General features: G+C 67.9%; 13 protein-coding genes. 2 read left to right on the top strand and 11 right to left on the bottom strand.

Annotated elements, in window-relative coordinates:
* Window positions 1-27: 27 nt before the first annotated feature.
* Window positions 28-705, bottom strand: a complete 678-nt coding sequence (locus ACSQ1X_RS07725; protein WP_436057238.1) for a DNA-3-methyladenine glycosylase — start codon at window positions 703-705, stop codon at window positions 28-30.
* Between the two features lie 95 nt (window positions 706-800).
* Between ACSQ1X_RS07725 and ACSQ1X_RS07720 the strand changes: the two genes are divergently transcribed.
* Both ACSQ1X_RS07720 and ACSQ1X_RS07715 read left to right on the top strand, forming a co-directional pair.
* On the top strand, window positions 801-2387 hold the full coding sequence (locus ACSQ1X_RS07720; protein ID WP_436057237.1) for a DNA-3-methyladenine glycosylase 2 family protein: 1587 nt from the start codon (window positions 801-803) through the stop codon (window positions 2385-2387).
* Window positions 2388-2449: 62 nt separating this feature from the next.
* Complete coding sequence (locus ACSQ1X_RS07715) at window positions 2450-2944, top strand: methylated-DNA--[protein]-cysteine S-methyltransferase (RefSeq protein WP_436057236.1); 495 nt, start codon at window positions 2450-2452, stop codon at window positions 2942-2944.
* A gap of 79 nt (window positions 2945-3023) precedes the next feature.
* On the opposite strand, the gene ACSQ1X_RS07710 is transcribed toward ACSQ1X_RS07715, so the two are convergent.
* From ACSQ1X_RS07710 to argC, 10 genes are all read right to left on the bottom strand, one after another.
* Window positions 3024-3761 carry a maleylpyruvate isomerase family mycothiol-dependent enzyme gene (locus ACSQ1X_RS07710; RefSeq protein WP_436057235.1) on the bottom strand — a complete coding sequence of 246 codons (738 nt, stop codon included), beginning with the start codon at window positions 3759-3761 and terminating at the stop codon, window positions 3024-3026.
* A 31-nt stretch (window positions 3762-3792) separates the two neighbouring features.
* The gene (locus ACSQ1X_RS07705) at window positions 3793-4362 is read right to left on the bottom strand and encodes a pyridoxamine 5'-phosphate oxidase family protein (protein WP_436057234.1); all 570 of its coding nucleotides are present in this window, start codon (window positions 4360-4362) and stop codon (window positions 3793-3795) included.
* Between the two features lie 128 nt (window positions 4363-4490).
* On the bottom strand, window positions 4491-5930 hold the full coding sequence (argH, locus tag ACSQ1X_RS07700) for an argininosuccinate lyase (RefSeq protein WP_436057233.1): 1440 nt from the start codon (window positions 5928-5930) through the stop codon (window positions 4491-4493).
* 5 nt (window positions 5931-5935) lie between these two features.
* Window positions 5936-7141, bottom strand: a complete 1206-nt coding sequence (locus ACSQ1X_RS07695) for an argininosuccinate synthase (RefSeq protein WP_028271904.1) — start codon at window positions 7139-7141, stop codon at window positions 5936-5938.
* 12 nt (window positions 7142-7153) lie between these two features.
* Window positions 7154-7714: an arginine repressor gene (locus ACSQ1X_RS07690; protein ID WP_055798249.1), complete on the bottom strand. Its 561-nt coding sequence runs from the start codon at window positions 7712-7714 to the stop codon at window positions 7154-7156.
* Window positions 7714-8721: an ornithine carbamoyltransferase gene (gene argF, locus ACSQ1X_RS07685; RefSeq protein ID WP_055798252.1), complete on the bottom strand. Its 1008-nt coding sequence runs from the start codon at window positions 8719-8721 to the stop codon at window positions 7714-7716. The genes ACSQ1X_RS07690 and argF overlap by 1 nt, the downstream gene beginning before the upstream one ends.
* Complete coding sequence (locus ACSQ1X_RS07680; protein ID WP_436057232.1) at window positions 8718-9998, bottom strand: acetylornithine transaminase; 1281 nt, start codon at window positions 9996-9998, stop codon at window positions 8718-8720. The genes argF and ACSQ1X_RS07680 overlap by 4 nt, the downstream gene beginning before the upstream one ends.
* Window positions 9995-10927 (bottom strand): acetylglutamate kinase, encoded by a 933-nt coding sequence (gene argB, locus ACSQ1X_RS07675; protein WP_055798258.1) that lies wholly within the window; start codon window positions 10925-10927, stop codon window positions 9995-9997. Before argB ends, ACSQ1X_RS07680 begins: the two co-directional genes overlap by 4 nt.
* 35 nt (window positions 10928-10962) lie before the next feature.
* A complete protein-coding gene (gene argJ / locus ACSQ1X_RS07670; protein ID WP_436057231.1) occupies window positions 10963-12129 on the bottom strand; it encodes a bifunctional glutamate N-acetyltransferase/amino-acid acetyltransferase ArgJ in 1167 nt (388 codons plus the stop codon).
* Entirely contained in the window at window positions 12126-13157 is a 1032-nt protein-coding gene (gene argC, locus ACSQ1X_RS07665) for an N-acetyl-gamma-glutamyl-phosphate reductase (RefSeq protein ID WP_436057230.1), read from the bottom strand. Before argC ends, argJ begins: the two co-directional genes overlap by 4 nt.
* Window positions 13158-13251: the final 94 nt, after the last annotated feature.

Raw genomic sequence — 13251 nt, 5'->3', positions numbered from 1 at the left:
CCACCCTATGCCTGTGGACGCCATTCTTCACGATCCGCGCGCGGCCACAGGGCGGTCCGGGCGGGCCTTCGCAGCCTTGTAGCGCGAGACCGTGGGATCCCCGGTCAGCCAGAACCGCCACGGATACGCATGGCTGCCGCCCGCACCCGAAACACCCACGCGCGGCCCGGTGTTGATCTCACGTGCCCGTGCCACGGGCAGCTCCAGCCTGAACGGCTCGCCGAGGGCGTCCCGCCCGCTGTCCGCCGTCGTCAGCCCCAGTGCCGTGGCGAGCCGGGCGGGCCCGCTGGCCAGGTCTTTGGAGGATTTCGACGTCGGGCGCCTGGCCCGGGCAAGGTCCTCGCCGCCCACTATTTCCCCGCCCCGCAGCAGCAGGGCCGACGCCGTTCCGGGCGGTCCGCAAACAATGTTGGCGCAATAGTGCATGCCGTAGGTGAAGTAGACATAAAGGTGCCCGGCGGGGCCGAACATGGGTGTGTTGCGTCCGGTCTGTCCGCGGAAGGTGTGGGAACCGGGGTCCGGGTGCGGGGAGTCACGGGGGCCCAGATAAGCCTCCACCTCGGTGATCCGTACGGAAACGGCACCCTCCGGGCTGTCATGCGTCAGGACGGCGCCAAGCACCAGGGGCGCCACGTGCCGGGCGTCACCGGACAGCACTTGCCGCACGAAGTGTTCGTGTCCGGGGCGCGGCGGGCTGCTGCTCATGCACTGACTTTAACAAAGCGCAGCCGCATCAGGGTCCCCACGGCCGTGTCCGATTTCCGCTAGCCCCCGCTGCGGGGACCTGACAGGATGGAGCCATGGACTTCTGGCAGCGCTACCGGGCAATCGACGCCCGCGACACCCGTTTCGACGGGCAGTTCTACACCGCTGTCCGGACAACCGGCATCTATTGCCGCCCCTCATGCCCGGCCAGGACGCCGAAGGCGGAGAACGTTACGTTCTACGAAACCTCCGCTGCGGCCCACGACGCGGGGTACCGGGCCTGCAAGCGGTGCCTGCCGGAGGCCGTTCCGGGCACGCCGGCATGGAACATCCGTTCCGATATTGCGGGGCGGGCCATGCGGCTCATCAACGACGGCGTGATCAACCGCGACGGCGTGGAAGGGCTCGCCTCGCGGCTCGGCTACTCGTCGCGGCAGCTCAACCGGATCCTTAGCCACGAACTGGGCGCCGGTCCCCTATCGCTGGCGCGGGCCGGCAGGGCCCAGACCGCCCGGACGCTTCTGGTGTCCACGCAGATGAAGCTGGCCGACGTGGCGTTCGCAGCGGGGTTCAGCAGCGTCCGCCAGTTCAATGAAACCATCGGCGAGGTCTTCGCCATGACGCCGACGGCGCTCCGGGGCACGGCAGTCCGGGGCAGCGCAGTTCGGGGGACTGCCAGTCACCACCGGGCGCCGGCCGCGACCACGGCGCTGACGCTGAACCTCCCCTACCGTGAACCGTTCGATCCGGGCGTCTTCGATTTCCTCGCGGTCCGGGTCATTCCCGGGATCGAGGCCGGCACCGCAACGTCTTACGCCAGGACCTTGCGGCTCCCGCACGCTGACGCCCGCTTTGGCATAACGTACGACGCCGGCGCCCCGGGGCGGCCCTTGGTCCTCACCATCGGTGCGGTGGATCTCCGGGACCTGCCGTCACTGCTGAGCCGGGTCCGTCGGCTCCTGGATCTCGACGCCGACCCGGTGGCCATCGACGGCGCACTGGCAGCAGATCCGCGGCTGGCACCGGCTGTCAAAGCCTTCCCGGGCATGCGGATGCCCGGGGCTGTGGATCCGCAGGAATTGCTGATCCGGGCCATGATCGGCCAGCAGATCACCGTCGCTGCCGCCCGGACCGCACTCACCCAACTGTCCGCCTGCGGGAGCGAGAGCCTGGTGCCGGCGGATGGGCTGCACCGGCTCTTCCCCACGGCGGCCCAGATCGCCGACCCGGGTTTTGGCCTGTTGCGTGGACCCCGGCGGCGGATCGACTCCGTTCGGTCCGCCGCCAGTGCCATGGCCGCCGGGGACCTCGACTTCGGCTATGGAGACGACCTCGCCGGGCTGCAATCGAAGCTCCTCCCCCTGCCCGGTGTGGGTCCGTGGACCGTGGGATACGTCGCCATGCGCGTAATCGGAGCGCCCGACGTGTTCCTGGCCAATGACGCGGCCGTCCGCAACGGTATCCTCGCCCTCAGAGCCGGCAACCCGGCGGCCGCCGGCTCCCGGGAGTCCGCCGGCTGCCTGGAAGACGGCCGGCCGCCCGGCAAGCCCACGCCGGACTTCACCGAAGTGAGCCCCTGGCGTTCATATGCCACCATGCACCTCTGGCGGGCGGCCGCCATAAGCCCGAAGCCCAGGCAGACGCGGCAGGCGCCGGCGCTGTCCGCCGTACCGCCGATTTAACCCTAAAGAGTTAACCCCTCCGATTTCTCAGCCCCGTAGTTTTAACCCAGGAAAGTGAAGAAATGAAAGCCGAACTTCTGACCATGTCCACTCCGGACGGTCCGTTCACGATCATTGCCCGCGATGGTGCCGTCCTGGCGTCCGGCTGGACTGCCGAGACTGCGCAGCTGACCGGGCAGATCCATCCCGAACTGCTGCCGGATGAATTCGTCCCTGTCCTGGACCTGGGCGAAATCTCCGACGCCGTTACGGCTTTCTACGCCGGCGATCCGGCACCGGCCATGCGGGTGCCCGTACTGCAGAAATCGGGGCCTTTCCGCAGCCATGCCTGGGATGTCCTCCGCACGGTGAGCCCGGGACGGCCGGTCACCTACACCGAATACGCGGAGCTGTCCGGAAACCCGCGGGCCGTCCGGGCTGCGGCGAGTGCCTGCGCGTTCAACGCGGCGGCCCTGTTCGTGCCATGCCACCGCGTGGTGCGTACAGACGGAACCCTGGGCGGATTCAGGTGGGGACTCGCCGTCAAGCAAAGCCTGCTGGGACGCGAAAAGGGCTGACGGGAACCCTCAGGGCGGCGACCGGCCGGATTACCTGCCGGGCGCCCTGCTTGCCGGCCCGTTCAATTGCTGATCGGACCTACCTGGTGCTCGGAACTCCCGAGGGCCAGGGCAGCAACTCCGGAAGATCCACGCCGTCGGCTGCAGCAGACGCCCGCAGGCTGCCGAGGGAAGGTTCGCGCCCCGCGAGCCAGGCGGCGATGTCCGTCAGCATTCCGTTGATGACGGTGGACCGGTTTCCGGTGCCGACGGTCACGGGCGGAAGGCCGAGTGGCTGCAGCACGAACCGCTGCCCGTCCGGCACCCGGGCTGCCAGGAAATCGAACAGGTGCTCGCAGAAGGGCCGGCTCCAGGTTTCCGGGCCGAGGCCGGTCTTGAGGTCCGAGGCATGGATCACGAGTTCCCGCCAGAGCGCGAACCCGCCGTCCTGCACCACACCCCCGCGGTAGGAAATCGGAACCTGCCAGCCACCTGCGTCCAGGGAATCGAAGGCCCGCATGGCGCGCTCCAGCGCAGAGTCCAGATCGGCCCGGTGTTCCGCCAGGGTGTGGCCGGCTGCCATTTCGATGGCCTTGGTGCGGCCCTCTTGGCCGCCGTCGTATAGTTCCACGGTTTCGCCGCGCGCGGCGAATTCCAGTTGACGGGCCATCGCGTTCGAAATACCGGCCAGGTGGGCGAGCACGTGGCCCCGCGTCCAGCCCGGCAGCAGTGAGGATGCCGGGACGTCTTCTTCGGCGAGTTTGCCGGCCTGGGAGGCAACGACGTCGGCGGCTTTGTGGAGTTCGGCGAGCAGCGCTTCCGTTGTGATTGCGGTCATACCCGCCATCGTAGCGGACAGTTAATCGTCCTTAACGCAGGCCGGTACCCTGACCGGGGCTGTCCGGGGCTGGACCGATCGGACCGGCTCCGTAGCGGTGGCGGACGTGGCGGCGGTCGTGCCGGGCCTGCCAGAACTCAATCTCGAGCGGCTGGACGGCATAGAGCTGCCAGTCCGGATTGCTGCTGCCGTCCGCCGCAGGCCTGGCGGCCCAGTCTGCCGCCGACGCCTCGGCGGACAGCTCCACGACGCCGCCGGCCACGCGGACCTGCCGGCCCTGCAGCGGCCAGTAGAAATTCAGCGCAGCCTTCGGTGTCGCCGCGAGTTCCTGGCCTTTGCGCGAGGTGCGGGACGTCGCGATGTGCCAGCCGTCGTCGTCAATGTCTTTCAGGATCAGCATCCGGGACGACGGCTGGGCATCGGCTCCCACGGTGGCCAGGCTGCACGCATGCGGCTGGGGTTCCCCGGCCGCAAGCGCCTCCGCAAGCCAGTGCCGGAACAGCTCGGCCGGGTCCTCCGGTGCAGCCTCGGGGTCAAAATCCGGCAGGTCGTCGGGGAAGTCGGGCAGGGCGCGGAGGGACCGGCGGAAGGATTCGCTCATGCAGCCACCTTAAGCGCAGAACGCTCTCTCAGTTAGTGCATGAATATTGGCAACGCTCTCTCACTTTCTCAAGGAAAGTGAGAGAGCGCCGGCCAAATAGTTGCAACAAGTGAGAGAGCGTCTGACTGCTACCCGGCGTATTCCCGCACGCCGGCGAGCTCGCCCTCGAGGGCGAGCAACTGGCGTTCGACGGCGGCCGGCGCCGTTCCGCCCTGGGAGTTGCGGCTGTTGAGCGAGCCTTCGGTGGACAGGACAGTACGGACCTCCGGCGTCAGGTGCTCCGAGATGGCGGCGTATTCCTCGTCCGTCAGGTCCCACAGCTCAACGTCCCGGCTTTCGGCCTGCTTCACCGCCGCTCCGGAGAGCTCGTGCGCCTCGCGGAACGGAACACCCTGGCGGACCAGCCATTCGGCAATGTCCGTGGCCAGCGCAAAGCCCTGGGGTGCCAGGGACTCCATCCGCTCCGTGTTGAACTTCAGCGTCGCGATCATGCCGGAGACTGCCGGGAGCAGCAGCTCCAGGGTGTCGGCGGCGTCGAAGACCGGCTCCTTGTCCTCCTGCAGGTCGCGGTTGTACGCGAGCGGCAGGCCCTTCAGGGTGGCCAGCAGCCCGGTCAGGTTGCCGATCAGCCGGCCGGCCTTGCCGCGGGCGAGCTCGGCAACGTCCGGGTTCTTTTTCTGCGGCATGATCGAGGAGCCGGTGGAGTAGGAATCGTGCAGGGTGACGAAGGAGAACTCCTTCGTAGCCCACAGAATCACTTCCTCCGACACGCGGGACAGGTCCACTCCGATCATCGCGGTGACCCAGGCGAACTCGGCGAAGACGTCGCGCGAGGCGGTGCCGTCGATCGAGTTGTGCGTGGCTGAGAAGAAGCCCAGGTCCGCCGCCACGGCCTCCGGATCCAGGCCCAGCGAGGAGCCCGCGAGGGCCCCCGAACCGTACGGCGAAACCCCTGCGCGCTTGTCCCAGTCCGCCAGCCGCTGCACGTCACGCAGCAGCGCCCAGGCGTGCGCCAGCAGGTGGTGGCTGAGCAGGACCGGCTGGGCGTGCTGGAGGTGCGTGCGGCCGGGCATGGCCACGCCGCGGTGCTCCTTGGCCTGGCCGACGAGGGCATCAATCGTGGCGAGCACGCCGCGGGCGATGATCCGCGCGTGGTCGCGCAGGAACATCCGTCCGAGGGTTGCCACCTGGTCGTTGCGGGACCGGCCTGCGCGGAGCTTGCCGCCCAGCCGGGTGCCGGCACGCTCGATGAGTCCGCGTTCCAGCGAACCGTGCACGTCCTCATCGGAGTCCGCCGGCAGGTAGTCGCCGGAGGCGACGTCGTCGTCCAGCCGGGTCAGGGCGTCGAGCATGCCCGCGAGTTCGGCGTCGTCCAGCAGGCCGGCCTTGTGCAGCACGCGGGCGTGCGCCTTGGACCCGGCGATGTCGTAGCGGGCCAGCCGCCAGTCAAAGTGCGTGGACTTGCTCAGCGCCGCGAGGGCGTCGGCGGGGCCGCCGGCGAACCGGCCGCCCCACAGCGCACCCGTGTTGGTGGCTTCGGACTTCTTGGTGTCGACGGGCTCAGCCACAGGGGCTACTTTCCTGCGACGCGGATGTCGCGGCCGGAGGCAACCTTGGCGGACATGCCCCACAGTTCGATGAAGCCGCGTGCCATCGACTGGTCGAAGGTGTCGCCCGTGTCGTAGGTGGCGAGGTCGAAGTCGTACAGCGAGGTCTCGGAGCGGCGTCCGTTGACGATCGCCTGGCCGCCGTGCAGGGTCATGCGGATGTCACCGGAGACGTACTTCTGGGTGTCTTCGATGAAGGCGTCGAGGGAGCGCTTGAGCGGGGAGAACCACTGGCCGTCGTAGACCAGTTCTGCCCAGCGCTGGCCCACCGTGGCCTTGAAGCGGGCCTGCTCGCGCTCCACCGTGATGTCCTCAAGGTGCTTGTGCGCGGTGATCAGCGCCATGGCTCCGGGGGCCTCGTAGATCTCGCGGGACTTGATGCCGACGAGGCGGTCCTCGACGACGTCGATCCGGCCCACGCCCTGCGCGCCGGCGCGGCGGTTAAGTTCCTTGATGGCCTGCAGCGGGGTGACCTTGACGCCGTCGATCGCTACCGGAACGCCGGCTTCGAAGGAGATGGTGACTTCATCCGGTGCCGGCGGGAACTCCGGGGTGGCGGTGTAGTCGTAGATGTCCTTGGTGGGGGCGTTCCAGATGTCTTCGAGGTAGCCGGTTTCGACGGCGCGGCCCCAGACGTTCTGGTCGATCGAGTACGGGTTCTTCTTGGTGGTCTCGATCGGCAATCCCTTTTCCTCGGCGAAGGCGATGGCCTTGTCGCGGGTCAGGGCGAGGTCGCGGACCGGGGCGATGCACTTCAGGTCCGGGCCGAGGGTCTGGATGCCTACTTCGAAGCGGACCTGGTCATTGCCCTTGCCCGTGCAGCCGTGGGCCACGGTGGTGGCGCCGAATTCGCGGGCGGCCTTGACCAGGTGCTTGACGATCACCGGGCGGGAGATCGCGGAAACCAGCGGGTAGTGGCCCTGGTAGAGGGCGTTGGCCTTCAGCGTGGGCATGCAGTACTCGTTGGCGAACTCGTCGCTGGCGTCGGCCACGTAAGCCTCGACGGCGCCGCAGCCCAGGGCACGCTGGCGGATGGTCTCCAGCGACTCGCCGCCCTGTCCGACGTCGACGGCGACGGCGATCACCTCGGCACCGGTCGCTTCACCGATCCAGCCGATCGCTACGGAAGTATCCAGGCCACCGGAGTAGGCCAGCACAATACGCTCAGTCACTTCAAATGCTCCTTAGTTGTTTGGTTCTTGGTTGTCTTCAAGCTTATGGCCGGCTTCTTCGGCAAACTGCAGGAAGCGGGCGGCCACTTCGGCGCCGCCCAGCGGGTCCCGGGTGACCAGCAGCACGGTGTCGTCGCCGGCAATGGTCCCCAGGATGGACGGCATCACCGAGTGGTCGATCGCCAGGGCCAGGAAGTTCGCTGCCCCCGGCGGGGTCCTCAGCACCACGATATTGGCCGAGGCCTCCGCCGTCACCAGCAGTTCGCCGCACAGGCGGGCGAGCCTGGCATCCAGGATCTCCTGGGTGACGCCGGCCTTGGCCGCACGCTCCCCGCCCTCCCCCGGAACGGCGTACACCAGCACGCCGTCCTTGCCGCGGACCCGGACTGCGCCGAGTTCCACAAGGTCGCGGGACAGCGTGGCCTGGGTGACCTGGACGCCGTCGTCCGCTAGCAGCGCGGCAAGCTCCGCCTGCGAACGGACGGACTCACCGGTCAGGATCGCGGTGATCCGCGCCAGCCTGGCCGTTTTGGTGGCCGGGCTCGCGCCCGGTACCGACGGGTTGGTGGACACTAGAACGTGCTCTCCCCGGTTCCTTCAACGGGCGACAGACCCTCGACGAAGGCCAGCCCCGACCGGTGCATGAGCCAGGCCATTAGCGCCTTCTGGGCGTGCAGGCGGTTTTCCGCCTCATCCCAGACGATCGACTGCGGACCGTCGATGACCCCCGCGGAGATCTCATAGCCCCGGTATGCCGGCAGGCAGTGAAGCACGACGGCGTCCGGCGCCGCGAGCTGCATCGCCGCTTCATCCACGGAATAGTCGCGGAACAGCTGGAGCCGGGCTTCCTTCTCGGCCTCCTGGCCCATGGACACCCAGGTGTCGGTGGCAACGACGTCGGCACCCTTGAGGGCTTCCGCGGCGTCCGTGGTGATCAGCACCGAACCGCCCGTTTCCGCAGCCCGCTCCTCCGCGGCAGCGACGATGTCTGCGGCCGGCAGGTAGCCGTCCGGGCCTGCAATGCGTACGTGCATCCCTGCGGTCACGCCGGCCAGCAGGTAGGAGTTGGCCATATTGTTGGCGGAGTCACCGAGGTAGCTCATGGTGAGGCCCTTGAGCTCGCCCTTGTGTTCTTTGACGGCCAGGAGGTCGGCGAGGAGCTGGCAAGGGTGGTAGTCGTCGCACAGGGCGTTGATGACGGGGACTTTGGAGTTCTCGGCCATGGCCACCAGCCCGGAGTGCGCACCGGTGCGCCAGACGATGGTGGAGACCATGCGCTCGAGGACCTTGGCGGTGTCCTCCACTGATTCCTTGTGGCCGATCTGCGCCTCACCCGGGTTGATGATGAGGGCGTTTCCGCCCATGTCGGCCACGCCGGTGGCGAAGGACACCCGGGTGCGGGTGGACGTCTTATCGAAGATGACGGCGACAGTCTTGCGTCCGCTGCCTTCGGCGGCAAAGGGCTGGACGCTGTAGGGCGCAGCCTTCATGCGGACCGCGAGATCCAGGACCTCGGCCTGTTCGGCCGGGGTGAGGTCGGTGTCCTTGAGGAAGTGACGGGTGGTTGCGGAGCTGGTCACTGGGCATCCTTTGCGGTCTGGAGGAGCGTGGGCAGGGCCTGGATGAAGCTGTCGGCCTGATCGGCAGTCAGGATCAGCGGCGGGGCAAGGCGGATGGTTCGCGGACCCGGGCTGTTGACGATGAACCCGGCGTCCAGTCCGGCGGTCACCACAGCGGCGGCGATGTCCGCGTCCAGGTCAAAGCCGATCAGGAGGCCTTCGCCCCGCACTTCCGTGACGCCGTCGACGTCGGCGAGCTTCGAGCGGAGGCGTTCACCCACGGTGCGGACGTTGTCCAGGACCCGCTGGCTTTCAATCGCGTGCAGGGTGGCCAGTGCGGCCGCCGTTGCCACCGGATTCCCGCCGAAGGTGGTGCCGTGCTGCCCGGCTGTTAGGAGCGAGGACGCTTCAGGGCCGAAGGTGACCAGCGCCCCGATCGGGAAGCCGCCGCCCAGTCCCTTGGCCAGGGTGACGGCGTCCGGGACGATCCCGGCGTCTTCGCTGGCCAGCCATTTTCCCGTGCGCCCGATACCGGTCTGCACCTCGTCGAGGATCAGGAGCGCGCCGGCCTTAGTCGTGGCCTCGCGTGCTGCCTGCAGGTAGCCGGCGGGCAGCGGCCGGACGCCTGCTTCGCCCTGGATCGGTTCGAGGAAGACAGCCGCCGTGGTTTCGTCGATTTCCCCGAGCAGGGCGTCAATATCCCCGAACGGGATGTGGACAACACCGCCGGGAAGAGGTTCGAACGGCGCGCGGTAGGCAGCCTTGGCGGTCAATGCCAAAGCACCCATTGTGCGGCCGTGGAAGGCACCTTCGAGCGCGATGATCTTGGTCCGCCGCGTGACGGCGCTGCCGGGGCCGGGCCGCGCCTCCGCGCCGGAGTTGCGGCGGGCCAGCTTGAAGGCAGCCTCCACCGCCTCCGTACCGGAGTTGGCGAAGAACACTTTGGACCCCGCCGGCGCCTTGGCCAGTTCGAGCAGCTTCTCGGCCAGGGCGATCTGCGTGGGGCTGGTGAAGAAGTTGGAGACGTGGCCCAGGGTGGCCAACTGGCTGGAGATCACCGACGTCACGAACGGGTGGGCGTGGCCCATCGCATTCACCGCGATGCCGCCCAGCAGGTCCAGGTACTCCTTGCCGTCGGCGTCCCAGACCAGGCAGCCGGCGCCGCGGACCAGGACACGCTGCGGCGTGCCGAAAACGCCCATGAGGGACGAGGAATACCGGTTCAGCCACTCGGCACCGGTCGGGTGGCCCTTTGTTTCTACGAGCTCGACTACGGGGGACTTTTCAACCTGGCTCATGCGTTCGTTTCCTCGTCCGGGACCACCTGCGTGCCGATGCCCGCGGTGGTGAATGTTTCCAGCAGCATGGAGTGCGGCAGCCGGCCGTCAACGATGTGGGCGCGTTCCACGCCGTCGTCAACCGCCTTCAGGCAGGCGGCCATCTTGGGGATCATGCCGGATTCAAGCCTCGGCAGCATCTCGCGCAGCTCCGACGCCGTCAGGGACGAAATGAGGGACGACTTGTCCGGCCAATTCGCATAGAGGCCCTCGACGTCGGTCAGGATGACCAGCTTGGAGGCGCCCAGGGCAGACGCGACGGCGGCCGCCGCGGTGTCCGCGTTGACGTTGAGCACCTGTCCGGTGGTGGAACCGTCGTCGGCGATCTCCGGTGCCACGGTAGAGATCACGGGGATCCGGCCGGCAGCGAGAATGTCCACAATGCCCTCCGGGTTGACGCCCACGACTTCCCCGACCAGGCCCAGGTCCACCTCCTCGCCGTCCACGACGGTTCCGGTGCGGACGGCGCGCAGCAGGCCGCCGTCTTCACCGGACATGCCCACAGCGTACGGGCCGTGGGAGTTGATCAGGCCCACAAGTTCGCGGCCCACCTGGCCGGTCAGGACCATACGGACCACGTCCATGGCCTCGGGGGTGGTGACGCGCAGCCCGCCCTTGAACTCGGACTCGATGCCGAGCCGGCTGAGCATGGAGTTGATCTGCGGGCCGCCCCCGTGCACCACCACGGGGTGGATGCCCACGTGGTGCAGGAACACCACATCCTCGGCGAACGCCCGGCGGAGTTCCTCGTTGACCATGGCGTTGCCGCCGTACTTGATCACCATGGTGGTGCCGGCAAAGCGCTGGATCCAGGGCAGGGCCTCGATCAACGTGCCGGCCTTGTCCTGGGCATCACTCATGGACGTCGTCTCGCGTGTCTGGGTGTTCATGCTGCTGCTGTCTCCCCGGAAGGTCGGTGCTTGGCCTAGCTGGAGTAGGCGCTGTTTTCGTGGACGTAGTCGTGCGTGAGGTCGTTGGTCCAGATCGTGGCTTCGGCGTCGCCGGCCTGCAGGTCGATTTCAACGAGGACCTCCCGCGGTTCCAGGTCCACCAGGCTGCGGTCCTCGCCGATGCTGCCGTTCCGGCAGATCTGAACGCCGTTCATGGACACGTTCAGCTGGTCCGGCTCGAAGGCGGCGTCGGTGGTGCCCACGGCGGACAGCACGCGGCCCCAGTTCGGGTCCTTGCCGAAGATGGCCGTCTTGAAGAGGTTGGAGCGGGCCACGGCCCGGCTCACGATCTCGGCGTCCCTCTCGCTGGCCGCGTTGAACGTGCGGATCGCGATGTCATGGCTGGCGCCCTCGGCGTCGCCGATCAGCTTGCGGGCCAGTTCGGCGCAAACCTGGGTCAGCCCGGCACCGAAGTCCTTGGCCGAGGGGACGGCAGCCGAGGCGCCCGAGGCAAGCAGCACCACGGTGTCGTTGGTGGACATGCAGCCGTCCGAGTCCGCCCGGTCAAAGGTCACCCGGGTGGCGTCGCGGAGCACGACGTCGAGCATTTCCGGCTGGACTTCCGCGTCGGTGGTGATGACCACCAGCATGGTGGCCAGCCCGGGAGCCAGCATGCCGGCGCCCTTGGCCATGGCGCCGATGGTGTACTCGTTGCCTTCTGCGTCCTTGCCGGTGAAGACGGCTTCCTTGGACACGGAATCGGTGGTCATGATGGCCGTGGCCGCGGCCGGGCCGCCGTCAGCGCTGAGGGCGGCGTTGGCTGCGCTGATGCCCGGGATGATTTTGTCCATGGGCAGCTGCTCGCCGATCAGGCCCGTGGAGCAGACGAAGATGTCCGTGGCCGAGAGGCCCAGGGCTTCAGCTGTCTTTTCGGCCGTGGTGTGGGTGTTCTGGAAGCCCTGCGGGCCGGTGCACGCGTTGGCGCCGCCGGAGTTGAGGATGACGGCGTCGACGCGGCCGTCCTTCACCACCTCGCGTGACCAGTGCACCGGTGCTGCGGCCACGCGGTTGGACGTGAACACCGCCGCTGCGGCTTTGGACGGGCCGTCGTTGACTACCAGGGCCAGGTCTGGATTCCCGGATGCCTTCAGGCCGGCTTTGACGCCGGCGGCGCGGAATCCCTTGGGGGCGGTAACGGTCACGGGGCAACTCCCTGCAGGTTGAGGCCGGCGGTTTCCGCCAGGCCAAGCGCGATATTCATGGACTGCACGGCGCCGCCGGCCGTCCCCTTGGTCAGGTTGTCGATGGCGCAGGTGACAATGACGCGGCCGGTGTGCGCGTCATAAGCAAGCTGCATCACGGCGTGGTTGGAGCCCTGCACGGACTTGGTGGCAGGCCACTGGCCCTCGGGGAGCAGGTGCACGAACGGCTCGTCGTCGTACGCCTCTTCCCAGGCAGTGCGCAGCTCTGCCGCCGTGACGCCGGGCTTCACCCGGGCCGTTGCCGTGGTGAGGATGCCGCGGCTCATCGGCGCGAGGGTGGGCGTGAAGGAGACCGTCACAGCTTCCCCCGCGGCGTTGCCCAGCCCCTGTTCAATCTCGGGGGTGTGCCGGTGGCCGCCGCCCACGCCGTAGGGGCTCATCGAGCCCATGACCTCGGAGCCGATGAGATTCACTTTGGCGGCTTTCCCGGCGCCAGAGGTGCCTGAGGCAGAGACGATCACGACGTCGTCGGGCTGGAGAAGACCCGCGGCGAAGCCGGGCGTAAGGGCCAGCAGGGACGACGTCGGGTAGCAGCCCGGTACGGCGATCCGTTTGGCTCCCTTGAGCTTTTCCCGCTGGCCGGGCAGCTCGGGGAGTCCGTAGGGCCAGGTGCCGGCGTGCGCGGAGCCGTAGAATTTTTCCCAGGCTGCGGGATCTTCCAGGCGGTGGTCGGCACCGGCGTCGATCACCACTGTGCCGTCGGGCAACTGGGCCGCGATCTCAGCAGATGCCCCATGCGGGAGCGCCAGGAACACCACGTCGTGGCCTGAGAGGTTCTCCACCGTGGTGTCTTCAAGGATGCGGCTGGCCAGACCATGGAGATGCGGCTGCAATTCGCCTAGTCTGGAACCGGCGTTGCTGTGTGCTGTGATGGCGCCGATGGTGACGTCGGGGTGCCCGGCCAGAAGGCGAAGCACCTCACCGCCGGCGTAACCGCTGGCACCGGAAACGGCAACAGAAATAGTCATGGAAACGACTATACAGCAAGACTATGCATAGAACCCGATATTTATGCATGCGCTCGCACCTGCGCTCATTCATGGGGTGTCCCCGCACTCGTTC

Origin of the sequence: Arthrobacter sp. LjRoot78 (genome assembly GCF_964254335.1) — a bacterium.
GTDB lineage: Bacteria > Actinomycetota > Actinomycetes > Actinomycetales > Micrococcaceae > Arthrobacter.
The sequence above is the reverse complement of the archived record's forward strand: the minus strand, read 5'-3'. Positions and strand labels throughout refer to the sequence as shown.